General features: G+C 50.2%; 20 protein-coding genes. 15 read left to right on the forward strand and 5 right to left on the reverse strand.

The features are described 5' to 3' along the window. Positions 1-7 precede the first annotated feature (7 nt). Complete coding sequence (locus AAC007_RS11745) at positions 8-2371, reverse strand: TonB-dependent receptor (RefSeq protein ID WP_339677012.1); 2364 nt, start codon at positions 2369-2371, stop codon at positions 8-10. Positions 2372-2593: 222 nt separating this feature from the next. Between AAC007_RS11745 and AAC007_RS11750 the strand changes: the two genes are divergently transcribed. The 8 genes from AAC007_RS11750 to AAC007_RS11785 all read left to right on the forward strand — a co-directional run bounded on the left by AAC007_RS11750 (position 2594) and on the right by AAC007_RS11785 (position 13297). Continuing rightward, entirely contained in the window at positions 2594-3286 is a 693-nt protein-coding gene (locus tag AAC007_RS11750; RefSeq protein WP_339677014.1) for an START domain-containing protein, read from the forward strand. Further along, positions 3283-3681 carry a DUF4345 family protein gene (locus AAC007_RS11755; RefSeq protein ID WP_339677017.1) on the forward strand — a complete coding sequence of 133 codons (399 nt, stop codon included), beginning with the start codon at positions 3283-3285 and terminating at the stop codon, positions 3679-3681. Before AAC007_RS11750 ends, AAC007_RS11755 begins: the two co-directional genes overlap by 4 nt. 135 nt (positions 3682-3816) lie before the next feature. Further along, the gene (locus tag AAC007_RS11760) at positions 3817-5028 is read left to right on the forward strand and encodes a hypothetical protein (RefSeq protein WP_339677020.1); all 1212 of its coding nucleotides are present in this window, start codon (positions 3817-3819) and stop codon (positions 5026-5028) included. 122 nt (positions 5029-5150) lie between these two features. After that, positions 5151-6017 carry a metal-dependent hydrolase gene (locus AAC007_RS11765; RefSeq protein ID WP_339677022.1) on the forward strand — a complete coding sequence of 289 codons (867 nt, stop codon included), beginning with the start codon at positions 5151-5153 and terminating at the stop codon, positions 6015-6017. A 137-nt stretch (positions 6018-6154) separates the two neighbouring features. Then, a complete protein-coding gene (locus AAC007_RS11770; protein WP_339677025.1) occupies positions 6155-6571 on the forward strand; it encodes a hypothetical protein in 417 nt (138 codons plus the stop codon). Between the two features lie 363 nt (positions 6572-6934). Further along, on the forward strand, positions 6935-9394 hold the full coding sequence (locus tag AAC007_RS11775; protein ID WP_339677027.1) for a TonB-dependent receptor: 2460 nt from the start codon (positions 6935-6937) through the stop codon (positions 9392-9394). A gap of 75 nt (positions 9395-9469) precedes the next feature. After that, on the forward strand, positions 9470-11785 hold the full coding sequence (locus AAC007_RS11780) for a TonB-dependent receptor (protein ID WP_295877865.1): 2316 nt from the start codon (positions 9470-9472) through the stop codon (positions 11783-11785). Between the two features lie 135 nt (positions 11786-11920). Further along, positions 11921-13297, forward strand: coding sequence for a wax ester/triacylglycerol synthase family O-acyltransferase (locus AAC007_RS11785; protein WP_295877864.1), 1377 nt, complete (start codon positions 11921-11923; stop codon positions 13295-13297). Between the two features lie 9 nt (positions 13298-13306). Here AAC007_RS11785 and AAC007_RS11790 read toward each other — a convergent pair whose 3' ends face one another. Next, complete coding sequence (locus AAC007_RS11790; RefSeq protein WP_339677030.1) at positions 13307-14317, reverse strand: AraC family transcriptional regulator ligand-binding domain-containing protein; 1011 nt, start codon at positions 14315-14317, stop codon at positions 13307-13309. A gap of 282 nt (positions 14318-14599) precedes the next feature. Between AAC007_RS11790 and AAC007_RS11795 the strand changes: the two genes are divergently transcribed. The 6 genes from AAC007_RS11795 (at position 14600) to AAC007_RS11820 (ending at position 21492) form a co-directional block, all read left to right on the forward strand. Then, entirely contained in the window at positions 14600-15733 is a 1134-nt protein-coding gene (locus tag AAC007_RS11795) for a DUF5938 domain-containing protein (protein WP_295877862.1), read from the forward strand. A gap of 18 nt (positions 15734-15751) precedes the next feature. After that, positions 15752-17308, forward strand: coding sequence for an AMP-binding protein (locus AAC007_RS11800; protein ID WP_339677034.1), 1557 nt, complete (start codon positions 15752-15754; stop codon positions 17306-17308). A gap of 36 nt (positions 17309-17344) precedes the next feature. Then, complete coding sequence (locus AAC007_RS11805; protein ID WP_339677037.1) at positions 17345-18148, forward strand: SDR family oxidoreductase; 804 nt, start codon at positions 17345-17347, stop codon at positions 18146-18148. A 30-nt stretch (positions 18149-18178) separates the two neighbouring features. Beyond that, positions 18179-19417, forward strand: a complete 1239-nt coding sequence (locus tag AAC007_RS11810) for a thiolase family protein (RefSeq protein ID WP_339677040.1) — start codon at positions 18179-18181, stop codon at positions 19415-19417. A gap of 12 nt (positions 19418-19429) precedes the next feature. Next, positions 19430-19807 (forward strand): hypothetical protein, encoded by a 378-nt coding sequence (locus tag AAC007_RS11815; RefSeq protein WP_339677042.1) that lies wholly within the window; start codon positions 19430-19432, stop codon positions 19805-19807. A 167-nt stretch (positions 19808-19974) separates the two neighbouring features. Next, positions 19975-21492: a DUF1254 domain-containing protein gene (locus AAC007_RS11820; protein ID WP_339677045.1), complete on the forward strand. Its 1518-nt coding sequence runs from the start codon at positions 19975-19977 to the stop codon at positions 21490-21492. Between the two features lie 83 nt (positions 21493-21575). Here the strand turns inward: AAC007_RS11820 and AAC007_RS11825 are convergent, their stop codons facing one another. Further along, on the reverse strand, positions 21576-22673 hold the full coding sequence (locus AAC007_RS11825; RefSeq protein WP_339677048.1) for an NAD(P)-dependent alcohol dehydrogenase: 1098 nt from the start codon (positions 22671-22673) through the stop codon (positions 21576-21578). Between the two features lie 87 nt (positions 22674-22760). Continuing rightward, entirely contained in the window at positions 22761-23777 is a 1017-nt protein-coding gene (locus AAC007_RS11830) for an AraC family transcriptional regulator ligand-binding domain-containing protein (RefSeq protein WP_339677051.1), read from the reverse strand. 182 nt (positions 23778-23959) lie between these two features. Between AAC007_RS11830 and AAC007_RS11835 the strand changes: the two genes are divergently transcribed. After that, positions 23960-25018 (forward strand): AraC family transcriptional regulator ligand-binding domain-containing protein, encoded by a 1059-nt coding sequence (locus tag AAC007_RS11835; RefSeq protein ID WP_339677054.1) that lies wholly within the window; start codon positions 23960-23962, stop codon positions 25016-25018. Here the strand turns inward: AAC007_RS11835 and AAC007_RS11840 are convergent. Further along, positions 24979-26091: an acyl-CoA dehydrogenase gene (locus AAC007_RS11840; protein WP_339677057.1), complete on the reverse strand. Its 1113-nt coding sequence runs from the start codon at positions 26089-26091 to the stop codon at positions 24979-24981. The two genes, AAC007_RS11835 and AAC007_RS11840, sit on opposite strands and share 40 nt — an antisense overlap. Positions 26092-26094: the final 3 nt, after the last annotated feature.

The following is a 26094-nucleotide window of genomic DNA, read 5'->3' on the forward strand; positions in this document are numbered from 1 at the left end:
CAAAGCTTTAGTAGCGATAGGATACCGTGGCAAAGAAATAGCGCGGATTGTTGGTGCTGGCAAAGTGTCCGCCGGAGGCCAGGATGGCATCACCGCTCCATAATTTAATCAGCTCGTCGCTTAGGTTTTTGCCGTGAACTTCAACGCGCCATGTGTCTAGCTGACTTTTAATACCAACACGGGCGTTGTAAAGCCAATGGGCTTCCTGGCTGTCTAGCGGATCAAGGTCAGAGTCGAATAGCTCGTCGTCCTTAAAGGTTGCGTCAACACCGGCGAAGAAATCGACACCCCAGTTGAACGGTTCGAATACATAGTCGAGACGGATACTGCCGTTCCACTTGGGCGCACGATGTAAGTCTCGGCCGCTGAGGTCACACACCGCATTGCTGTTGGTGGCGCTACCAAGCAAAGCACCGGGATCTTGTGAAACCGGTTTTGTTGGGCAGCCGCCATTGGTGTGCTTGATATATTTCGCGTCGTTGTAGCCGATGTTGCCGTTTAAAATCAGGCCGGGTAAAAGCATGATGGTACCATCTGCCTCGACACCTCTGGATTCAACTTCCTCGGCATTAGACGTTATATAACCTAAACCAATAAAGGTACTTATTTGGTAATCCTGGTAATTGGTTTGGAACAAGCCGACATTCAGTCTTGCGGCCCCACCTAGGAATTCGGTTTTGACACCAAGTTCGTAAGTATCAGAAGATTCCGCGTCGAATAGCACTTTGTCTGGGTAGGTTGCGCCGTTATTGAAGCTACCCGCCCGAAAACCCTGTGCATAGGTAGCGTAAAAGGTCGCCTCTTCAAATGGTTCCCAGCTTAGTGACACCTTTGGGGAGAAGTCCGTGTCAATCACTTTGGCTGTTACTTCAAAATCCACACCGGTTATCAGCGGAAAGATTGGTGCCGGCCCCGTGGAGTAGGCACCGTAGAAGCCGTCTTTGACATCGCGAGAGTATCGACCACCGACTATCAGGGCTAGCTCATCAAACATTTGCCATTTGGCTTGGCCAAATATCGCGGCAGACGTTGTATCGATATCATTAAGTTGAAGTAGTGCGTCGATTTGATCTCCAGAGCTTCCTGTAGGAACAAGTGGAGATATTAGTCCTAAAATATCACCGACAATGGGGAGGGAGTCGCCTAGTAGGTTATCCCGAAGGTATGTGAATACTGTGTTAGCACCCAAATAAAGTGGCAAGGTAAGTTCTGTGTTTTGCTGAGCCTTGAAGTAATAAAGTCCCGCAATATACTCGAAGTCGCCGGGTGCTGAAGTGAAGCGCAGTTCCTGGCTGATTTGACTGTTTTTCATATGCACCGGAAGTGCCGCGATATCGGCTGCGGTATTGTCGACGTCGCCACCCTGATTGTCTTCCAGTTGTGCAATTGCCGTTATTGAGGTTAGGGTGCTGTCTCCAATATCAACGTTAATGGTCAGCGGGATCATATAACCGTTGCCGTCATACTGATTGTCATTGGGTGCGCTGGTGCGGCGATCAAGATTTGTCTCTAGCTTAGGGTCAAGCGTACCAACCACCAAACCTAAGTCAGAGGGATATTCGTGATACTCATTGCCAAGCCAGGTTTCTATGCGGTAGTCGAATATCGTTGCGCCTAGGGTAATATCGAAGTTAGATTCTGGGTTGTAGCGCAGAATGAGCCGTGTTTGCTCAAGGTCGCGATCGCCGAGGGTTTCATTGTCAGTAACGCTGTAGGTACTGCCATCCTCAGTGCGGCGCTTTGCCGCAAAGCGGAAAGAAAAATCATCCGATATTGGGCCGGAAATCATTACTTCACCTTCCTGAATATTTCGCTCACCGCCTGTTGCGGTGATTGAGCCTATCCATTCATCTTCTGACGGTTGGCCGTTGGTAATGTTAATAACACCACCTGATGCGTTGCGACCGAAAAGTGTTCCCTGCGGACCTTTGAGCACTTCAATGCGCTCCAGGTCCATAAAGCCTGGTTTGAGATAATCGCCACGTGGCAAATACACGCCGTCAAGAATAAAGGCGATAGCTTGTTCGCCCACCGGGTTTAATTCCGGCGAGCCTATGCCTCGTACATAAAGAGAGCTAGAGCTGTCGTTTAAAGAAATATTTGGCATGAAGCGCGCCATATCGTTGAAACTTTTAATGCCGGCGTCGCGCATGTCGTCACCGCTCATTACTGCTAAGGATATTGGCACATCGCGGACATTTTCAGAGCGCTTTTGGGCGGTAACAAGCACCTCTTCGAGTCGCATTGACTGGGGTTTTTTCCCTTCATCAGTCTGCGCATAGCTTGCGTTAGATAGAATCATGCAACTTTGTGCTGCGATAGCAAGCATTCCGATACGTCTTTTAGATATTGCGGGATTATGTATAGTCATCTCGGTTCCAGCGATGTTGATTTTGTTATTTTAATAACTCAGAGAACCCAGTTTGACATCATGCTTTACGCTAGCCTCCCCCCGCGATGGGGGGCATGTTTGACCAAGGATTTGGCTACAATAACCATTCTTTCAGAGGGTGTGGCTCTTTATTATTGTCGGCAATATTGTATCTATAGCCCGCGCACGGTATTCATCTAGTTGTGGTTAGTCAGAGGTCGTATGACATACTTGATTCAAAGGCATTTTTTAAAGTCGGCCTCATTTTCCTTGGCGTTACTTCTATACTTTGTCGCTGCTGGGTACGCCTACGGCGATGAGTGGACTCTTGCACGCGAAAAGAATGATATTCGAGTGTATACCAAACCTGTGGCTGGCTCGGAGCTTAATGCGGTAAGGGGTGTAACGACAGTAAAAAGTAGTTTAGGTAAGCTTGTTACGTTATTACGCGATCCATCATTGAGGCCGCGTTGGGACAGTTTTTGCGGAGACTCATATCTCTTTAAGCAGGTTTCGGCAGAGGAAGAGTTGGTCTATCTTCACAGTAAGATGCCTTGGCCCGTTTCCGATCGTGACATGGTAAATAGGGTGACTTGGCAGCAGGATCCGGAATCTCTGGTTGTCACGATGCACAGTGTTGCCACTCGAGATTTGTTAGGGCCTGTGAGGGGCCGTGTGCGGGTTACCCAGGCGGTCAATGACTGGCGGTTGACGCCTCTTGCGGGGGGCTTGGTAGAAATTTCAACCACAGTGCATCTCGATCCCGCGGGTCCACTACCATCTTGGCTGATTAATTCGCTCTCTATTGAGTCGCCGTATGATGTTTTAAAGCAACTTAAGGCCTTGGTGAGCGACGAAAAAATAAAAAATCAAAAGTCGGAATTTATTCAAGAGCGTGATGGAGAGCGCTCATGAGTCTAGACAAAGTCGGGTGTAGCATTGTGGCTTTAGTCGCCACCATGTTGATGTTAATTGGTCTTGCCTACTTATTGGTTCCGGTCGAAGTTTTATCGATAACGGGGCAGTTTAACCTAGACGGCGATGCGTTGATTGATGTTCGCGCGACCTACGGTGGGTTTCAGGTGGGGTTGGGGCTGTTTTTGTTTGTGCAGATTTTTAGACGAGAGAATATTGCGTTTTCGCTGCTGCTATTGGCGATAATATTTATATCGGTTGGCAGTGTTCGCTTTGTAACTTCTTTTGTTGAGGTGCACGTGTCATATCCTCATCTGATTGCAGGGGGCGTCGAGATCGCTAGCGCGGCAGCTTGTTTGTTTTTATCAATAAGCATCGCAAACGAACGTCGTTAGCCTTGGATATAAATCATAAGACTCCCCATTTAAGGGGGCGTATCTCTCTATCTTCCCCATTATTTTATTCAATTGAATTTTATTTCGTCGACCTTGCAGTACGCTCTTGCAATGTCGAGGTGTTCGGAGATAGTTATGTCCTGGAGTGAGTTAATCCCCTATTTAGTTATTGCCCCCATCACCGCAGGTGTGGGTTGGTTGACGAATTTGCTCGGCATAAAAATGATGTTTTACCCTGTTAACTTTGTTGGGATCGGTCAATATTTTGGCTGGCAGGGGATTATTCCCCGGCTGCGTATTCGCCTCACGCGAAATTTGGTGAACATTTCGATCGCAAAAATATGTTCTCCCAGGGAGGTTGTCGCAGCCCTTGACGATGGTGACGCCATCGAAAAGATACAAACGTTAATCTCGCCGTATATTAATGATTGGATTGACGAAATACTAATAGACCAAAACATCCAGGCGTGGCAGTACACACCGGAAATGGTAAAGAAGATGATTTTTAACCGGGTACAGGAAAAGCTGCCCGGAGTAGCAAAAGGCATATTGGCAGAGTTTGCCGGTCGAGCCGATCAGCTAGTTGATTTTGCGCAGATTGCTGAAAATCAAGTACGAGATAATCCTGAACTACTCAATGAGCTGTTTCTTCGCTGTGCCGGTAGTGAGTTGCGCTTTGTGATTCGTTCCGGCTTGCTCTTTGGTTTTCCATTAGGGTGTGTGCAGGCACTGATATGGTATTTCTACCCGTATGTATGGGTACTGCCAGTTTTCGGCGTATTTGTTGGTGCCGGCACCAATTGGATCGCGCTCAAAATGATCGCGCATCCCGCCGACCCCATCATGATTGGCCCATTTAAGCTGCAAGGTTTGTACTTGCGTAGGCAGCCTGTCGTCAGCAGGGAATTCGCCGAGATTTTTACCAGTAGCTTCATGAGCCCCAAGGCATTTATGGACTATTTATGGGAAGGGCCAAAGAGCATGGAGGTTCACCGAATTGTGCATCGCCATGTTAGAAAAGCCTTAGATAAGAATATGCTGGGGAAAGTCGCCGCGCAAATGGCGGTAACCGTAGATGGATTTGAAAAGCTGAAACAGAAATCAGTTGAGTACACCGCTGATCGCATTATCCTAACCATAGACAATCCCGATGCAAATCGTAAATTGGCACAACCAATAGTCGACCTTATTGCTAATCGTATGGCTGCTTTGAAGCCAAAGGATTTCCAGCAATTGTTATTGCCTGCTTTTGAACAGGACCAGCTGTTAATCGTATTATTGGGCGGTATTCTCGGCGGTTTAGTAGGGTTTGCGCAGCTTTTGTGGTTATTTGGCGCGCCAATATAAGTGTCACTTTACCGCAGGCTGTATGACCAAGCATTTGTTCGATGTGACCATTCATCTAAATGCTAGCAGGTGACATTATTTAGATAAGAAAATAATTCACAAATTTATTGGAGTTCAGGCCGATGAAACATACTGATCCGAAAAATACCTCAAGTCTATCGCAGACGCCCTTTGAGATCCCGATTCGCAGAGATCTACGCTGGGATTTTTCAGATGTTCCGGCAGATTTCGTCAAGGGTGGGAATCCGCTGATTAGCTATTTGTGGGCGGCCCTATCGGCAGGTGCGACGCCGATAGAAAGTTTTTTTATTAAAGCGCTACTACCCACGCTTGAAACGATAGAAGCCGATGAAAAGTTGTTGAAAGATGTTCGGGACATGATTGCCCAGGAAGCTTTGCATTCTTCTGTGCATAATAAGTTGAATAAACGTTTGGAATCTCAAGGTTATAATATTAAGGCCGTTCAAGAAAATTTTGCTGAAGTTCTCGGCAAGATGACCAAAGGTTTAGACGCTGTGGGTATGCTTGGTGTCGTGGCGGCGGGGGAGCATTCACTCTATTCATTTGCCAAAATTTGGTTCCAGTGTCCTGAAATGCGCCATGATATGCATGAGCAGGCTGCCCGAGTTTTCCATTGGCACTTTTTGGAAGAGGCCGAGCATGGTGCGGTAAGCCACGATCAGTACCGCTACTTCGCACATAACAACTATTGGCACCGTCTGAAAACGGCCTATCAGGCTAGGTATGTCTTTTCTATGATTACCGATGCGATGGATATCATGGCTGAAGGTTTCGGCTACAAGCCTACCCTGAAGGATCGTCTCGGTTTGTTTTACTATAAGTGGTTTAAGCCGGGCTTGTTTCGTCTGATGGCATTCAGAATGATGGAATACCTGTCACCTTGGTATGCACTTACTTTCGAGCATGATGACATCGAGCTTATGCGGAAGTGGAGCGAGGATGTCTATGCTGATCAGCCCGCTGCGTGAGTCTTAGGCGGCTATTTAGTTTGCGGCGCTTATTGCAAACTAAACGGCAATCTATCACGGGCGTTATTGATAGTGACCGAAAGTCGGTCGAAACCGCTGGTGTATGTTGAAAGGGAATATTGAGCTTGGCTAATACCATGAATATTGATGTTCGCGGACTCAAACTAATGAGAAGTAGCGAGCTGGAAAGCTGCTTTGAATCTGCGCCCGCTGCGGAAATGGTTTCCGGCGTTTATCGTGGTGGCGCGTTAGTTCTCGCGGGAACTAGAGTCGGGCAAGCTGTGAACGCACTGCTACAGCTGATTTGGCGAGGAAAGAATATCCACCTTGAGTCGTCTTGTATCTACAACCGAGTCACGCCCTTTGACTTTTCAATGCTACGTGGCGCCTTATCACACGGACTTGGCGTAGATGGGAGGCCGAGCGCCATAATCACCTATCCAATTTTGGGCGCTGGCGATGAAGTTCGGCAAGTTGGAGAAAAAACGTTTTTGGGTCGTGGAACGCGAAATGGCCACTACATTGTCTTTTTTTACCTTGGCTACGAGGCGTAGCTCGGCAGTGACTAATTTATCTAGTAGCTATTAAAAGGAGGCGCAGAGAAGCATAGGTATTGCACATGTTAGAAAGTAGAATTTCGACCCTGTGGCGAATTCGTCAATGTCCGACGAAATAGACTCGATTATGTGATTTCGTATTGCGATCGCTATAGCCGCATCCGAATATAAAGCGCGCTTGCTGGCTATACTCCGCATGTTTTTATAAGGTCTGCTTGCATAAGCAAAGGCGGTTGGAGACGCTAACGAATTAATTGCATGGCGGGTAGTCACAAAAAGTTGGCGCGAAATAACAAGTTCAAAATCCTTCCTATCCGTATCGTTCGCCATACCAGATTATTCTTTCCTATGGTGTGCCTAATGACCTCAAAAATAAAAAAAGCTTTCAGCCTTGACCGGCTTTTCGTTACTAGCTCTGCCTTGAATCTAGTACTGCTTTCAAGCGCAGTATCGGCCGCTCCCATGCTGGAAGAGGTGGTTGTTACGGCTCAAAAACGTACACAAAGTATGCAGGACGTGCCTGTCGCCGTCACTGCAGTCGGCGCGCAAGAGCTGCAAGATGCCGGTATCAACGACATGACAGATCTGTCGATGCAGGTGCCTTCATTAGTTGTGTCGACTAATACCAGCCCTTTTAACACCAGCTACCGTATTCGCGGTATAGGTAATGAGGGCAATATCCCCACCTTTGAACCCGCAACCGGCTTGTTTGTTGACGGCGCATTTAAGTCCCGTTCCGGTCTCGGGCTGGGTGAGCTTGTGGATGTCGAGTCGATTGAAATTCTTAAAGGGCCGCAGAGCACGCTGTACGGCAAGAACGTGACCGCTGGGGTAATCAGTGTGAATACCAAGCGGCCGGGGCCAGACCTTGAGGGCTCGCTGGAATTAACCGCCGGCACTGATAACCTTCGTCAGTTTAAAGGCGGGATCAATATTCCAATTACCGATTCGCTGTATACCCGTTGGGGCGTGTCTGGCACCCAGCGCGATCCTGTTCAGAAAAATATCAGCGGAGAAGATGGTCGGGAGCTAGATCAGATCGCCATTCGTGGCCAGCTTCAGTGGGATTACAGTGCCGTTGGCAGCATTCGCTTAATCGGCAGTTTTGCCGATCGCGATATGAATACCACCATGGGTGATATTCACTATAGTCAGACCCACTTAAATATCTTAAACAATATGCGCAGCAAGCTGGGCCGAGGCGACATGGCGCCGAACGACGCCTACGACAATACCGTTAATCAGGTTGAGCCGACCCATTTCCTGCAAGACTCCAGTGATTTCACTCTGTCGCTTGAGCACGAGTTCGACAATATTACATTAAATTTGTTGGGCACTTACGAAGAGTACCAAGCGAATTTGGATTACAACACGGTCTCGCAAACGCCCTACAATATTTTGCGATTCCTCGATTCGCAGCAAGGCGAATCAAATTCATTTGAGATACGAATCAGCAATAACGATGCGGATAAGTTTAGCTGGATTGCCGGTGCGTTCTATTTTAATAGTGACTATACCCGTGGCGATTCCGATGAGGGTGAGTTCGAGCTGCTGGACGATGCCGATGAGTATGGTACCGCAGTGGGTGCGGAGCTGGCGCGTAATTTAACCGGTAACCCGGACGCGGCGGTTCCGATTTTTGATGCGCTGGGTAATTTGCTCACCACCTTACTGCCTGGTATTCCGCTGGTAGGATCGCCTGGCGATAAAGGCTATTTCACCGGTACGCAGAACACCGAGTCTTTAGGTGTCTTCTTGCACAGCACTTATTCGGTAGCTTCAAATCTGGAGTTGATAACGGGGATTCGCTACTCCTATGAGGAGAAGAGCGCCACCTTCGATAATGAGCGGGAAATGACGCTGGATACCTGCTTGCCGCCACACGAAATTGATTTGGATCCATTGTTGGGCCTGCCCAGCCTCAACACTAATTTTATTTGTTTGTTAACACCGCTCAATAATAACTATGCCGGCGATGACTCGTGGAGCGACCTAACCGGTACGCTATCGCTAAGCTGGTTTCCGGTAGAAGACACGCTGCTGTATGCAACCGTATCGACGGGCTTTAAAGCGGGTGGATTCAACCTTGAGTTTGGCGAGTTCGACGGCGACTCCGAGCGTAAATACGATCAGGAAAAGGTTTCTCATTTCGAAATTGGCGGTAAGTCCGAGCTGTTCGATCGCCGTATGCGTTTGAATGCCGCGCTGTTCTCCACTAGTTATGAGAACTATCAGAACGCGACGTTTGTTGGCCTGCAGTTTATTGTTAACAACGCAGAAGAGGTTGTCGTCGATGGCCTTGAGTTAGAAACAACCTTCCTAGCCACCGAAAATCTTACTCTCACCGCCGCCGCAACGTATCTTGATGCGCGTTACGAGAGCTACAGTGCTGGGCCATGCCACTACTCCGCTGAGCCCGACAATGGCCAGTTTTGCAGTGCTGATGGCGAGGCAATTCCATTTGCGCCGGAGTTTTCAGGCAGCCTGATTGCGCAGTGGACTCAGCCGCTTTTCGAGGGTGATTTCTACGCTCGTATGTCCTACCAGTACACCGGCGATAACCTGCCCAGCTCCGATCGCGACCCACGCCATATGCAAGACCCCTACTTCTTGCTTGACGGCCGACTCGGTTGGCGCAATGACAGCTTCGACATCGTTCTGTGGGGTAAAAACCTGACGGATGAAACCTACCTTGTGCAGGCTGGACCCGGAAATACCACTGCCACGGTGGATGCTTATACCAATGCGTCAGAAGGCAGCTATCAGACCTTCATCGGCGAGCCGCGCACGGCTGGGGTTACTTTGCGCTTGTTCTATTAAGCAAATTTTACGGCGGGCGCCTGCCAAAATCGGGCGCTCCTTACTACGATAACATCAATAATCTAGGTGACAATAATGAACGGATTTCGACTAAGCGCTATCGCCGCAACCATACTGGTATCGTCGCTCTCCCATGCGGAAAAGCTCGTGCTCGAAGAGGTGGTGGTGACCGCCCAGAAAAGAACTGAAAGTATGCAGGATGTGCCGGTGTCGGTCAGCGCCATTTCCGGCGATGATCTTTCTAATACCGGTTTTAGAGACGTGGGTGATATCGCCGCACAGGTGCCTTCCTTGATGGTGACAACCAATGCTTCGCCGCTAAATACGAGTTTCCGTATTCGTCGTATTGGTAACGAAGGCAATATTCCAACCTTTGAACCCGACACTGCGCTGATTATCGACGGTGCGTTCCGGTCTCGCTCAGGACTGGGGCTGGGGGACTTGGTTGATGTGAAATCGGTTGAAGTTCTCAAGGGGCCGCAAAGTACGCTCTATGGCAAGAATGCCGGTGCGGGTGTTGTCAGCATTACGACTCAGGGGCCGACTCAGGATCTAGAAGGGTCGGTAGAGGGCAGCCTGGGTTCCGATAATTTTCAGGCGGTGAAAGCGGCGATTAATGTGCCGGTCTCAGACCGGTTGAGCACGCGTTTTAGTGTGTCCGCGACACGTCGCGATTCATTAGTAGAAAATCGTCTTGGCGAAGATTTCGACAACCTCGACGGCAAGGCGTTGCGCGGTCAATTGCAATTCGACGCGACCGAAAATTTAACCGCCCGTTTGATCATTGGTCATGTGAAACGAGACATGAACCCGATGATGGGTGATACCTATTCAAGCCCTTCCCAGGTCGCTATTGTCCAGCAGGCCGGCGCGCAAATCCGCAACAATAATCCGGAAGACCGTATTGTTGAGCAATCGGATCGCTCGGTATTCGACCAGACTGCCGACGACGGCGTATTGACGCTGGAGTACGCGGGTGCAGGTTTCAACCTCACGTCGATCAGTTCCTTTGAAGATTATGAAGTGGACGTTCGCTTGAATGGTGTTGAGCAATTGCCACTGAATCTGGTGAAGTTTAACGATTTACAAAAGGGAGACTCTTTCTCCCAAGAGTTTCGCCTCGCCTCAGAAGATGGCGCCACTGTTTCGTGGTTAGCGGGAATGTTTTACCTCGATAATACGCTAGAGCGCGGTGATAGGAGCCGGCCCGAGTTCCTGCTCGAATCTGACATAGAAGAGTATGGCGACGCGGTGGCCGAGGTGGTGTTGGGTGTGCCGACCCCAATGGATCTTCCTGTGTTTGGGGTTGAGGGCGATCGCGGTGATTTTTATGCCGTTCAAGATACTAGCAGTCTCGGCTTGTTCGGTCAGGCAACAATTCCGCTTAGCGAAACCCTCGAGTTTACTACCGGTCTGCGCTACTCCTATGAAGAAAAAGATGCGCGCATTGCGCAGAGTAATGTGACGTCCGCGGCGGGATGTGTACCCCCGCTGAATCGCAATCTAGTCTGCTCGCTCACCCCAGATGGTAATAATTTTGCTGACGATGATAGCTGGTCCGCTGTCACCGGCAATATGAATATCAGCTACTTTATGAACGACGAGACCATGCTTTATGGTTTGATCTCCAAGGGCTTTAAAGCAGGCGGTTACAGTTTGCAGAACGGCGGTGCGACTGCAGATATCCGCCGCTTCGACGAGGAAGATATCACCAATCTTGAATTTGGTTGGAAGACTGAAGTGCTGGATCGCCGCGGCCGAATCAACGGTGCGATTTTCCATACTGAGTATGAAGATTTCCAAAATGCGAGTTATGTTGGTTTGGTATTTGCGGTAAACAATGCCGAGAAAGTCGTGGTTGATGGCATTGAGATTGATTCAACATGGTTGCTCAGCGAGTCTTTGACCATGAACCTGAATCTCGCCTATATCGACGCCAAATATGATAAATACACCGGCGGTCAGTGCTTCTATGGTCGCACTCCCGACAACGCGCTGGGCCAGTGTGATCTGAGTGGTGAAAATCTGCCTTTCGCGCCGAAGTTAACGGGAAATGTTGCGCTAACCTGGGAGCAACCCCTCGCATCGGGCGACCTCTATGCGCGCTTGGACTACCGCTACATGGACAAAGCCAACTACAGCTCTGAGCTGGATCCGCGTCACGAGAAAAGTGCGTACGGCGTCGGCAATGCCCGTCTTGGTTGGCGCAATGCAAGTTACGATGTGTCAGCGTGGGTGAAGAATATCAACGATGAAACTTACTATGCGCAAATTACGCCGGCCAATATCGCGACGTCGGTCGACGGCGCGGTGGGCTCTGCCGAGGGCTCATTTCAGACCTTCGTGGGCGAGCCGAGAACCTTTGGTGCGACCGTGCGTTACTTCTTTTAATTCCCAGTTTGGGCGCCGCTTGGCGCCCTTTTTTCTCTGGGCTAAGCGCTTTTGAGTATCAGTATCACGCCACCGCCTAATCTATTTTCCGGTTAACGGAATAAGGTTCGAAATAATATATTGCAGGATCAGATAATGAAGAAATTTCTCAATCCCGTCGATGCGTCCTTCCTCCACATTGAAGATCACGACTCACCCGCGCACGTCGCCGGTTTGCAAATATTTTCATTACCCGCCAATGCTAATGCCGACTTTGTGACAAGGCTTGTTGCGCGCCTCCGCGAGACTACCGATGTTTCAGAGCCGTGGAATCTACGTTTGGGGCGAGGCTCCCTCGCCAAGTTCATTCCGAGCTGGGTCGTTGATAGCGACGTCGATCTCGATTACCACGTGCGCCACTTGGCTTTACCGCATCCGGGAGGTGAGCGCGAGCTGGGAATGTTAATCTCCAGGTTGCACAGTCATCGCCTGGATCGTCGGCGTCCACTTTGGGAGTGCAATGTGATCGAGGGCTTGGAGAACAATCGCTTCGCTATTTTTATTAAAATGCACCACGCTTTGGTGGATGGCATTAGCGCAGTGTCGTTAATGTTGAACCCGCTGTCAGTCGATGCCGATGCCGACACCCCTGCGCCGTGGTCATCTGCGGCAATGGCAAGTCTTAAATCCGCGACTGGGGCAAGCACGCGAGCTAGTAATTCAATGGTTGCGCGTATCAGCTCTTATGCCAAGACCGCTAAGGCGTTTGCGCAGCTGCGAGCTGACGCCAATGGCGCTGAGGGAACGCCGCTGATGCCAATGCGTGCGCCCAACTCTGTTCTCAATAAACGTATTGTCGGGCAACGTCGGTTTGCCACCCAACAGATCGAGCTTGGGCGGCTGAAAACATTGGCCAAAACCAGTGAGACTAGTTTGAATGATGTGGTATTGGCAATATGCAGCGGTGCGCTCAGACAATTTTTGAAGGAGTCCAATGCGCTGCCAGAGAAATCGTTAACCGCGCTTGTGCCGGTTTCGCTGCGCAAACCGGGCGATGAAATGGGCGGTAATAATGTCGGCGGTATCGTAACGCGCCTAGGCACCGATATTTCAGACCCTAAGCGTCGTTTAGCGCTTATTCATAATGATGCCTCTGCGGGTGTCGCACATCTTAAAAACCTGCCCAGCGATGTTGCAGCCCGCTATTCCAGCTTGTTTATGTTGCCCGTTCTGCTGCAGCTAACGACAGGCCTGAGCGGACATGTGTCGCCTTACTTCAATGTTGTTATTTCCAATGTGCCCGGCCCGAGAGAAAGTCTTTATATGATGGGGGCGAAGTTGGAAGGAATTTTTCCCGTTTCCGCACCTACCCAGGGGCAGTGTCTTAATATCACCTGTTTGAGTTATGCAGGTACGTTGAATTTTGGTTTTACTGCCTGTCGTGATGCGGTGCCGGGTACTCAGAAGCTGTCTCTTTATATTATTGATGCGCTGCTAGAGCTGGAGAATGAGTTTTCTGAAAGTATGGCATGACGAGTGAATTTAGCTCGCCGCTTGAACGAGTTGGTCTCGCATACTATTGGGCGCTTTGCCAAACCAGCGCTTACATGCATGACATAGAGAGCTTTGTTCTTGATAGCCAAGCATCGCTGCAACGCGGGACATGGGCATGCTTTTTTCCGAAATATAAACTAAGAACAATTCGCGTCGAACTTCGTCGAGTAGCACATTGAACTTTATGTTTTCGTCTTCTAACTTTCTCTGCATTGTGCGCAGGCTGACCGCGTACTTGTCGGCAATCACCTTCAGTTTACAGCGGCCTGTGGGCAGTAGTGATCGAATAGAGGCGCGCAGTTGCGCCTCCAAATTACCGTCGATATCCGAGGTCATTCGCTCAATGTAGTCCGCCAGTATTTTCTTTGTTTTTGGATCGCTTAGTGTGAGCTCTTTATTTAAATCACTAATACGGATGTCCAGGCTAGTGAACTCTTGACCGAAGTACACTGGGCAGCCAAAAAAGCGTCGATAGAAATTAATCGGCAACAAAGGGCTGTGGCTGAAATGGATAGAGTAGGGCCGCGCATTGCTGCCGATCAGTAGTTGCAGGTGGCGAACACCGACACCAATACCCCATTCCATAAGTTGTCTTGCTGCTCCCGCCTGGGTTTCCTGTAACTCATACACTAGTGAATACGCATCTTGATTCAGAGGCTGAGAAACAAACTGCAATGAGGGCAAGAAGCTGTGCATATATTTTACTATTGCGTGTATCGCTTCTTGTCCATCTTTACAGTGCTTGGCGATCAGTGCGACGGGCCCCATGCTTTCCGGGCCAATTTCATAACCCAGCTTTAGGCCAAAATCTCTCGAGTTGAGCTGTTCTGCACAGGCTTCCAGTAGCTTGATAAAAGTGAGCGAAGGTAGCGTTGCGTCGTCGCTGTAAAGCTGGCGGTGGGAGATATGGAATTGCTGCAACATTGATCGGGAGTCGCCGCCTAATTTGTCCACCAGCTCTGGAAGGCCATGCAGTGTCCACGCGCGCATATTGCTCATGGTTAGATCTCACTCTGTCGTTAATTTTATTATTTTCATTGGCATTGTATAGCAAGCATGCGGCAGGAGAGTGCAATTTTTGGTTTAGCCCGCTATGCCTGTTTGGCATCTTATAACAAATACATGGCGGGAAAAAGCAAGTTGATATCCCTGTGAATCCTTAGTGTAGAGCCTACAGCTTACGACGTGTTGAAAATACGGCTGTGGCAATTTGCCTATCAGCGTTTTCAGGAATGTCGGAAACATAACTAATCCAAAAACTGCAAATCAGGAGTAAATAAAATGGCTAACTATCCCGTAGTAGTATATGGCGCCAGTGGTTATACCGGCATGTTGATAATGGACTGGTTGATAGATCAGAACATTGGTTTCACAGCGGTTGGCCGCAGTGCCGCGCGTATCAAAGAGATGATGGCTCAGCGTGTTGTTCGTCTTGAGTCGGCGAAGTATGAAATTATTGAAGCTGAGCACGATGTCGATAGCTTGGTTAATGCGTTTAAAGGCGCGAAGGTCGTCTGTAATACGGTCGGCCCATTTATTAAGTTCGGGCTTGTGGCAGTTGAGGCCGCGTTGAAAGCGGGTTGCCATCACCTCGATACTACTGGCGAGCAGGAATATATCCGCAATGTGCGCGATCAGTTTGGTGAGCAGTACCGTCAGGCTGGTCTGCTGGTGTCACCGTCTTTGTCGTATATGTACACCTTCGTTGAAATCGCCGCTGAGCTGGCATTGGAAACCCATGGCATCGATACCCTTGAAACCGTGACTTTGGCGCGCGGGCCCAGGGGAGTAGGCGCAGGCGTCACAGTCGGTTCAACCGCGTCTATTTTTGAAATGTACCGCAGCGAAGCCTGCTATCTATGGGAAAACGAACTTGTTCCTCACGCACCAGATGCGTCATTTAATTTTACCTCGCCAGACTTTATGGAGCCGGTCTTTGGGCTGCCATGGGGCGGCACATCCCTGCCAATCTATTTTGAAAAAGATTCAAGGGTGCGTGCCTGTGTTTCGGGTGTTGGCTTCTACGACAACCCGGTCATGAAAACGGTCCACGCCTTGGGGCAAAAATGGGAAGCTGAATACAAGGATCTTCCTGCTGAGCAACAGGACGAAGTGATAAAGCAAATTGTGGATTCTACGACGCCAGCGATGCCTCCTCGTGAGCGCACAACCATTCAGCGCAGCGTTGATTTTGCAATTGGTCGTGGCCAACTGGCAGCCGTTCGCGCAACCGTGCGTGGTGTGACGCCTTATATTTCCACCGGCGCTCTTCAGGTCGCAGGCGTGATGAAGTTGTTAGACAACGATATAAACTGCGTCGGCTTCGCTTCCGGTAGTAAGGCTTTCGGCCACCGCTACTTGTTGGGATTCCTTGAGCAGCGTGGTCTCGCTACCGCGACTGTTGAAACACTATAAGCAGGGAGGTATTTAACGATGGCAATTATTGATTTCTTCGATCGAGGCTGGCGGATTAATCCTACGGGCACTGCTTATAGTCAGGGTGATCGCGACTGGAGCTTTAACGAGGTTGGCGAGTTGTCTTGTCAAATCGCTAATGCCCTGTTGGCTGCGGGCTTTCCCGCAGGCACCAAAGGCGCGGTATGGGCGGGTAACGATGTGGAGTCCTGGGCGTGTACCTTGGGCTTGTGGCGGGCCAATATGACCTGGCTGCCGGTGAATGCCCGCAGCTCGGTGGAGGGCAACGCTCAGATTCTCGATAACTTCGACTGCGATATTATTTTTTTCCAGGAGCAGTTTTTAGAAGAAATCAATTCGGTGCGCGACCAGCTTGGCAAGGTCAAACTGTGGATTTGTATCGATGGCAATGTCGAGGGTACAAGCTACTTGCGGGCCTGGTGTCAGTCGCAGCCGGTGACGCGTCCCGATGTTCAGGTGGATATGGACGATGTGGTGATGTTGTCACCTACTGGCGGTACCACCGGGGCGCCCAAAGGCGTGATGAACACCCACCGCAGTACCCAGACGTTTGTCGCACATTTTATGATCAGCTGTAGTTATCACGCCGATGAAATGCCGGTAAACCTAGCTGCTGCACCTATGACCCACACCGCCGGTCTGCTGTCTCTGCCCTGCACCGCTCGCGGCGGTGAAGTAGTCGTGCTCGCTAAGCCCGACGGTGGTCCACTACTGGAAGCGATTGTTAAAAAACGGGTGACGGAATTCTTTTTGCCGCCAACGGTGATCTATCGTCTGCTGGATGTGCCGGGTATTGAAAATCTGGATTTCTCATCGCTGCGTTATTTCATGTACGGCGCCGCGCCGATGTCGGTGGAGAAACTGAAAAAAGCCATCGAGGTATTTGGCCCGGTGATGACAGGTGGTTATGGCCAGACGGAAGCGCCGGCATCAATTGCCTTTCTACCGCCCGATGAGCATTTTATTAATCAGCGCTTGGCAAATGATGAGCGCCTGTCATCGGTCGGGCGACCTAATCCGCTGGTTCGAGTGGAAATCATGGATGAAAACAACGCCATCCTTGCTGCGGGTGAGAGCGGTGAGATCTGTGTGCGCGGCGACCTGTTGATGAAGGGCTATTACAAAGCGCCTGAGAAGACGGCGGAAACGATTGTTAATGGTTGGCTACACACCGGCGACATTGGCCATATCGATAGCAATGGTTATCTGCATATTACCGACCGCAAGAAAGACATGATTATCACCGGTGGTTTTAACGTCTACCCCAGTGATGTAGAACAAGTGTTGTGGAGCCACCCGGCCGTGCAGGACTGTGCGGTAATTGGGGTGCCGGATGCCGATTGGGGAGAAGCGGTAAAAGCCGTTGTCGAGTTGAGCAAAGGCGGTCAGGTTAGCAGCGAAGAGTTGATCGCATTGTGCAAAGAAAAGCTCGGCAGTGTTAAAGCACCTAAGACAGTCGATTTTGTCGAGTCTCTGCCACGCAGCCCTGTTGGTAAAGTGTTGAAGAAAGATTTGCGTGAGCTGTATTGGACTGATGCGGAACGTCGTATTTAAGATTACGAACAAAAAAAATAAATAAGAGGACATTTGATGTCGATATATTCTGGAAAAGTCGCAGTAATAACCGGCGCCGGTTCAGGGATTGGTCGCGCGCTGGCGCAGCAATTGGCCACAGAGGGGGCGCGGTTGGCGCTGTCGGATATTAGTGAACAGGGCTTGGCGGAAACCTGCGCGACTCTGCCAGCAAACTGCGATCATCGCTCTTATGTGGTAGACGCGTCCTCCAAGGACGCTGTTTACTCGCATGCGGCGGATGTTGAACGGGACTTCGGTGCCGCGCATTTCGTATTTAATAATGCCGGAGCTACCGTGGTGGGCACCATCGAACACCTCGATATCGATGAAATTGAATGGCAGTTGGGTATCAACTTGTGGGGCGTGATTTACGGTTGCAAGGCCTTTTTACCAATAATGCGCCGTCAAAATGAGGGATGCTTAGTCAATATCAGTAGCGTGTTTGGTTTGGTTGGCTTTCCCGCTCAGGGTGCTTACAACATCTCAAAATTTGGTGTGCGCGGTTTAACTGAGTGCCTGTGGCAGGAGCTGGAGGGAAGTGGAATTCGCGCAGTTTGTGTTCACCCCGGCGGTATCAAAACCAATATTGAAAAGGCGGGTCGGCGATCGCGCAACGCAAGTGAAAAAGAGGCAGTTTTTTCCGCGGCTGCCGACGCCATGTTGCGAACGCCACCAGAGACCTGTGCGGCTGACATCCTAAATGGTATTCGCCGAGGTAAGCGCCGGATTCTCACTGGCTACTTGTCGAGAACCTTGTTCTGCTTGTCGCGGATTTTGCCAAACCACTATCCTCGCGTGATCGCTCTGCTATCACCCTGATGCTTCAATTCGTATCGAGAGGAATACATTATGAGTGATATCTACATAGCGGGTATCGCGATGACGGTGTTTGGTCGTCATCCAAACCGCAGTCTTGAAGATTTAGCTGGCGAAGCGCTTAACGGCGCGCTTAAAGACGCCGGTTGCAGCGTGAAAGATCTGGGTGTGGCGTATTACGCTGGAATGACTAACGGCCCATTGCAGGGGCAGATTTCTATCCCTGGGCAGGTGGTATTCAGCAAGATTGGCGTCGAATCAATTCCGGTATACAACATTGAGAACGCGTGCGCATCGGGAAGCTCCGCTGTCAATTTAGCGGTGCAGAGCCTGCGCGCTGGCAGCTGTGATGTCGCTCTTGCCCTAGGCGTAGAAAAAATGAATATCCCTGACAAGGTCAAGGCGATGTCCATTTTCGAGGCCGGATGGGACGTCTCTCGCGCTGATGAAAATTTTGAGAATTTGCGCCGTATGGGCGAGGGCGTCGAGATACCGCCCGGCAGCGAATCCGACAAACCTTACAGCCGCTTTATGTCAATCTACGCCGGCTTGTGTCGCTACCATATGAAAACCTGGGGCACCACTCAGCGCCAAATTGCAGCGGTATGTGCAAAGAATCACCAGCACTCAGTGCACAATCCCTACTCGCAGTTTCGCAAGCCCTTTACGATTGAAGAAGTATTGGCGGCGCCACCGATTACCTATCCCATTACGTTGCCGATGTGCGCACCGCTGAGCGATGGTTCAGCTGCTGCGGTACTTTGTACCGAAGACGGTTTAAAGCGTATCGGTGCAGATCGCTCTCGCTGCATTAAAGTAGCGGCCAGTGTGATTCGCAGTTTCAGTCATCGCAGTCTTGAGGAGTACGATAAAAACGTCGGCCACCTCGCTGCCAAGCAGGCCTACGAACAAGCAGGTGTTGGCCCCGAGGACATGGATGTGGCAGAAGTGCACGACGCCTCGGCGATGGGCGAAATCATTCAATCTGAGAATCTCGGTTTTGTACCCTTTGGCGGCGGTGGTCCAGCGGCGGAAGCCGGCGAATTTACCTTGGGTGGTCGCATTCCCATCAACACCTCAGGGGGGCTGGAGTCCAAAGGTCACCCACTGGGTGCAACCGGCATCGGTCAGCTATACGAATTGGTGACTCAGTTACGTGGTGAGGCGGGCGATCGTCAAGTGCAGGGTGCACGATTTGCCATTCAAGAAAACGGCGGCGGCTTACAAGGTATAGAAGAGGCGGCCGTCGCCATTCATATTTTACAAAAATAAGGAGTGTAAAGCATGACTGATAGTCAGATTCGTCTACTTTTTAAAGTGAGCGCCATTTTCAACTGGGCAGCGGCAGTAATTTTATTTTGGGCCTCAGGCATTGCGGCGGGCTTAGGTATTGAGCCAGTTCCAAATGGCAATGCCTATGAATTGATTGGTGTTCTCGCTATTGCGATGTTCGGCCTCGGCTACTGGTGGGTTTCGCAAAACCCTAAAGCCAATTTAAGTATTGTGAAGCTAGGGCTGATATCCAAGCTGCTGGTTGTTTTCGTGGTCTACTCTTGTTTATTTGCTGGTACAGCGAACCTGAATCTGGCGATCCTGGTTTCTGGCGATCTTATTTTTGCGGGATTGTTCGGTAAGGCTCTTGCCGATCTAAAGCGATCTTAATACTGAATTTTAATGCCGCGATTTTCGTGGGTTTCAGAATGTGTATACAAGGCAGAATTACTGCTTGTTGTCTTGTATACACCATAAGTGAGAAACGTATTGTGAAGAATAAATTCAACAAAATAATACAACTAGTGAGTTCCGCGTTCGTTGCGCTAACAGTGACGATGAGCTATTCCATTCCTGCTTTCGCTGAAATAAGCCCTGGCTACAACCACGAAATTCCCAGTCAATTAATGACCCAGGATAAAGTCAAAACGAGCATCGGTACACTACGCTTTTTTGATGGTTTACCCAGCGCCGATACGGTCGATAAGCTTTACGATAATCTCGATCTGTTGCGTGGCATTGAGACCTTTCTTAGCGGCATTCCCGCCGCGTCGGTCGAAAGTTTAAGGCGCGGTATTACGGGTATGGGTGCAGACACCTCAAACAAGACTATTATCTTTGATGAGTTAATGGATTCTAATCCGCTATTTCTTACTGCGAATACAGACACCGTCTATTGCACATCTTTTTTGGATTTACAAAAAGACGGCCCCACTGTTATTGAAATTCCAGCAAAGTCTGGTCCCGGCACCTTAAACGATGCCTACTTTCGGTTTGTTGTCGATATGGGTCTACCTGGACCTGATAGAGGGCGAGGCGGTAAGTATCTGATCCTACCACCGGATTATGAGGGTGAACTAAATCCAACAGCTGCTGGTGTTGAAGCGGAAATAAATGGCCAAAAATATTTTATTGTCAAATCTACCAGCTATGTAAATCTTCTTATTCTCCGCGGATTTTTGGTAGACGGTAAACCAGATGCCGCTACCGCTATGTTTAAAAATGGCCTTAAAGTGTATCCGCTCTCACTGGCTGAAAATCCACCAAAAATGGAATTTATAAGCGGCTCTAAGAAAAGTTGGAATACGATTCACGCCAATAACTTCGAATTCTATGAAGAGCTACACACGGTCATTGAACGTGAACCGGTGTCGATGCTGGATCCGGAGTTGCGCGGACTATTCTCGGCAGTAGGAATTCAAAAGGGCCAGGCCTTCAATCCTGATACAAGAATGAAAAAAATTCTGACCGAAGCCGCTGTCATTGGCAGCGCAACAGCCCGCGCTATCGTATTTCGTCCACGCATGGAGGAGTTTGCATACTACCCTGGCAGTGCATGGGGAACGGGATTTGTCGGTGGTGATTATCGCTGGCTAAAAGACGGCGGAGAAGGCGGCCGCTACTTAGATGCTCGCACCATGTTTTTCTATCAAGCTACCGTTAATACCCCGGCAATGGTTTGGAAGATGGTAGGGGTAGGTTCACAGTATGCCTTGGCCGCCTTAGATAAAGAGGGAAATTATCTTGATGGTAGTAAAAATTATCGCTTAAACATTCCAGGTAATGTGCCGGTAAAGGACTTCTGGTCAATGGTGGTTTACGATCCGCAAACACGCTCAGAGCTTCAAACAACGCAGCCGTTTCCAAGCAAAAATAGCAAGCGAGATATGTTGCTTAGCAATGCGGATGGTTCGGTAGATCTATATTTTGGTCCGAAGCCGCCGAAGGGTAAGGAGGCCAACTGGATCGCAACGGTTCCCGGTAAGGGCTGGTATACGATCCTTCGCCTATACGGACCGTTGGAGTCGTGGTTCGACAAATCCTGGCGTCCGGGTGAAATTGAGTTGCTGAAGTAAATGTGGCGTGAGTATCATTATTTTGTGTGAGAGCGCCTAATTTAAACTGTATTTCAAACGCAGCTTAAATTAGGCGCGGCAAGCTAGCGCTTGATGCTCAATACTGGCTTGATCACTTTGCCACTCAGGGTGTCAGCCACCGCCTGGTTAATGTCTTCAAAGGCATAGCGCGTGACGAGTTTTTCCAGCGGCAGTTGACCGGCGCGATAAAATTCAATCATGCGGGGGATAAAGTCGCGGGGTACTGCATCGCCTTCTATGGCACCGCGTATTTGTTTTCCGGTAGCCATTAACAAGCCCATATCAATACTGAGTTGTGCGCCAGGTTTACCCACGCCCACACAGACCAAACAACCCCGCGGTTTTAGGGTTTGAAACGCCGCGTCGGCAACGGCGGGTACGCCGGTGGTGTCGAGGGCGTAATCGATACCGCCGAGTTGTTGCAGTGCCTTTAACAGAGATCCCTGGTCGCCTCGTATGCAGTGCGTTGCACCTAGTTCGCGGGCCATCTCGAGTCTGCTATCCATAATATCCACAGCAATAATAGGACTGCAGCCCGCTATTTTTGCCGCGGCGATGGCAGACAGGCCCACAGTGCCGCAGCCGAGAATGCATATGCTGCTGCCGCTTTCCGCGGCCATGCTAAGCAGTACTGATCCCATGCCGGTCTGCACACCACAGGCCAGTGGTGCCATTAAAATTGGGTCTAAATCGTTGGCGAGTGGCACCATGTTTTGGGTGGCGGCAATGGCGTGACTGGCAAATGACGATTGTGCAAAGAAGTGGCCGGTGATGGCGTTGCCGTGTTGGCTTATGGGTGAGCTGCCATCGGTGCGGCTGCCAAGTACCTGATACACCAAACCTTGATCGCAGTATCCCGGTGCTGCGCGGAGGCAGTTCTTGCACTGGCCGCAACTGCCAAAGCTCATTAACACGCGATCACCGACAGCAAATTCACTGACGCCTTCACCTAGTTGCAATATGCGACCCACACCTTCGTGACCGAGTACGGCCGGCAGTGGTACAGGCATATACTGGTCGCGAGCGGCGATGTCAGTATGACAAACGCCTGCCGCTTCTACTTCTACCATTACTTCATTGGCCCTGGGTGAATCTAGCTCGCAGTCTTCAATACAAAATGCCCCACCTTGTTCTTTTATTACTGCGGCTGAAATTTGCATTCTGTTAGTACCTCAACGTAGTTTTTTTAATAAAAAAAGCCCCGCCAAGAGACGGGGCAGGGAGCGGGCAACTTTCTCTTTTTGGGTTTAGCCTACCGCGAGCATGGTAATGCGATACCTGCCCGGGGCTTGCCCAAACCAGCGCTTAAAGGCTTTTTGAAAAGCGCTTTGATCACTAAAGCCCAGCTCCGCAGAAATATCTAAAAGTCCCATATCGTGATCGGCAATAAGCTTGCGTGAGCGTTCTTTTCTCGCATCGTCGACCAGACATTTAAAATTGGTAGCGGTGTGATTTAAACGTCGCTGCAGAGTGCGAGGCGCAAGGCTAAGATCGGCGGCAACATCCTCTAAGCGCGGCACGCCCTCGGGAAGCTGGCGAACAATGCAGTCCATCACATCGCGAATAACGCGGTCCTCTAATTGCAGATTGGCCAGTTCAGCGCGGGCAGCTTGCACCAGCGATCGGTGAATCGCAGTATGCGGGAAACGAGTTGGTCTATCCAGAAAATGACTATCGAATTCCACGCAGTTGCTGTGGCTGTTGTAGTGCACAGGGGCTTCGATAATGCGTGCGATTTCTTCTGAGTCGGCGGGACCTTGGTGTGAAAAATGGATTTCACGTTTGCTGCACCAACGATCCAACAAGGCTTTGTTAGCGCGGTACCAGCTAGTAAAAAAGAATTCGATGACTTGTCTTGAGGGCGCTTGCCGTGGCGGCAACTGCCAGCTCAGACGCGCCAAATCATCGTTAAGAAGATTGAAATCGACGTCGCCGTGGTCAATCAGCAAACGTGAGAAATCTACCACCGCATTGACCGCTTCCCGTGTACTGGGGGCGCTCATACCTAAATAGTTGACCATCCCCCAGGCCTGTTTGGAGCTGTGTGAACCAGCGTGGGCGCCAAAGTAGTAATCGTTGAGTAACTGGCTACCGGCATCCAATAGCATCTCAAACAGACGCAGTGGAAAACGGCCATTGTCGGTAATGTGCTCTTCTGGGGTGTGGCGAATTACGGCATGTAGCTGCTGTTTACTAATACCTTGGCTGGAAAGATACTCTAAGGTGCTTTGTAGATACTCGTTGCAGACGGTGGGTGTACGCACAACATTTCTCCTCTGGCGCATCACATTGCTTAGTCGCTGCGATGCATTGTTATTCTTGGGGCGGCATGGTGCCGCCTATGGGGAGTACATTAGCAGCAATAAACTGTCCGCAACGACTCATTAATATCATTACCGGCCACAAGTGGTTATCATTATCGGCCACGCGATAGAAAGGTCAGAACGTGCAGCTTTTCGAACTGGAACATATGGGGCGACGGCGTCTGGCGGCGCTACGGGATATTTTGCAGTCCCGTTATCCCCAGATTGATATCCGCCAAGTGGCAATGGATTGCGGCATCAAAACCGATTGGTCGCAGGCGACGACTGAAAATCGCAGCTTACAGGCTGCGCTGCGAGCGTTAACACTGCTGCGCAACGGGCCGGTGCCCGACATCGCATTGCAGCTTGGCGACCAGGCTCAAATTACCGATTCAGGTTTGCTGGGCTACGCTGTTTTAACAGCACCGACCGTCTTGCAGGCAGCGCGAATTACCAGTCACGCCTTGAATCAGTCGAACTATTTATTGCGCAATAAAATAGTGATGTCGGGCGAGCACGCTCGCACCGTATTTACTGTGGCGGGATCGGTGCGGGGGCAGAGCGAGCTGATTCTGGAAATGAGTATGATCGCCGTGTGGCGCTGCATACAGGCTATTCTCCCCGGTGGCCGCGCGGTGACGCCAAGCTACGTCACCTTCAATTTTCCGCCACCAAAGTACAAAGAGCGCTTTACCGAATTATTTGCCTGCCCAATTGAATTCAATAGCTCCCACTCGGTACTGGCGATGCCTAAGTCGCTGGCACACGTTAATATCCCGTCGGGCAACGCGGAGTTAATACGCACATTCTCTAGTGAGTTAAAGCAGCTATTGGGGGACGGCTACCGTGGCAATAATATAACTGCTCGGGTGAGGCGCGCACTGCTCGAAAACCCTCAGTCCTGCGCCTACTCCCTTGAGGGCACCGCCAAGCAATTAAATATTGCGCCGCGCAGTTTGCGCCGTTATCTATCACAAAACGGCCACAGTTTTCGGCAGGTGTGCTTAGAGGTGCGCATGCAATTGGCCCAACAATATTTGCACAGCAGCAATATGCCCTTAAAGGCCATTTCGTATCAGTTGGGTTACAAGCACGCCAGTAACTTTAATCGTGCTTTTTGTGACTACTTTGGCGCGCCGCCAGAAACCCTACGTCGCCATCGTCAGGAAGCCAACGCTAAATCAGCCAATTTGCCCAGATGATAATCTTGTTGACCAGCAAGTAACTCCATCACGGTCAGCCGTTTAAAATAGGCGCCGACATTAAGCTCGTCGGTCATGCCAATGCCGCCATGTAATTGCACGGCCTGCTGACCCACATAGCGTGCGCTTTCACCAAGCTGTACCTTCAATTGCGCCACCGCTTTTTCTTGAGAATTGCCACCCAACTGCTGGCAGGCTGCCCACAGTAGTGAGCGTAACTTTTCTGTGGCAATGACCATGTCGGCAAAGCGATGTTGTAAGGCTTGGAACATCGCCAAGGGCATAGCAAATTGTTTGCGGGTCTGTAAAAATTCTTGGGTAATTTTTAGAAGCTGATCCATCGCGCCAATCGCTTCGGCCGCCATGACTACAATAGATTCCGACACGGCCATTTTTAGTAGCGCTTCAGCTTGGGCGCCAGAAGCTATTATTGCGCTTGCTGGAAGCTCACTATTGTTAAATTCGAGATCGGCAGCGCTATTGCCGTCGCTGAGTAAATAGCGACGCTGGCTAATGCCTGCCTGCGCAGCATCTAATAGTAATAATGTAAGCTCGCCGTCACTGTTGCGGGCGCTAACAATATAGAGGTGGCTCTCGGCGGCGGCTAATACGGCCTGTTTTTTGCCGTTTAATATATAGCTCGCGCCACTCGGCTCAAGTTTGCACTGTGTGAGCAGGGGGTTCCCCCGTGCGCTGGCTTCTTCCCATGCCAGGCTTACTAAGGTCTCGCCAGCAATCAGTCCGGCAAGGTGATTCTTTGCCGTTGCATTATTACTTGCCGCTAGTAGGCGCCCCGCAATGGTGACTGGCAATATAGGCTCTAAAACCAGTCCGCGCCCTAACTCTTCAGCAACGGCCATTAAGTAAGGGAAGTCTAAATCTAGGCCGCCGTCGGCTTCTGAAAAAGCTAAACCCAGTACGCCGAGCTCGGCTAATTGCCGCCAGTAATCGGGGCTAAACACGGCCGATTTTGCTACCCGCTGACGTCGCGATTCGTAGTCGTAGTGATCTTGCACAAAGCGACGCAGACTGTCTCTAAACGCATTTTGATCTTCGCTGTATTGATAAATCATGTT

The organism is uncultured Zhongshania sp. (genome assembly GCF_963975605.1).
Lineage (GTDB): Bacteria > Pseudomonadota > Gammaproteobacteria > Pseudomonadales > Spongiibacteraceae > Spongiibacter > Spongiibacter aquimaris.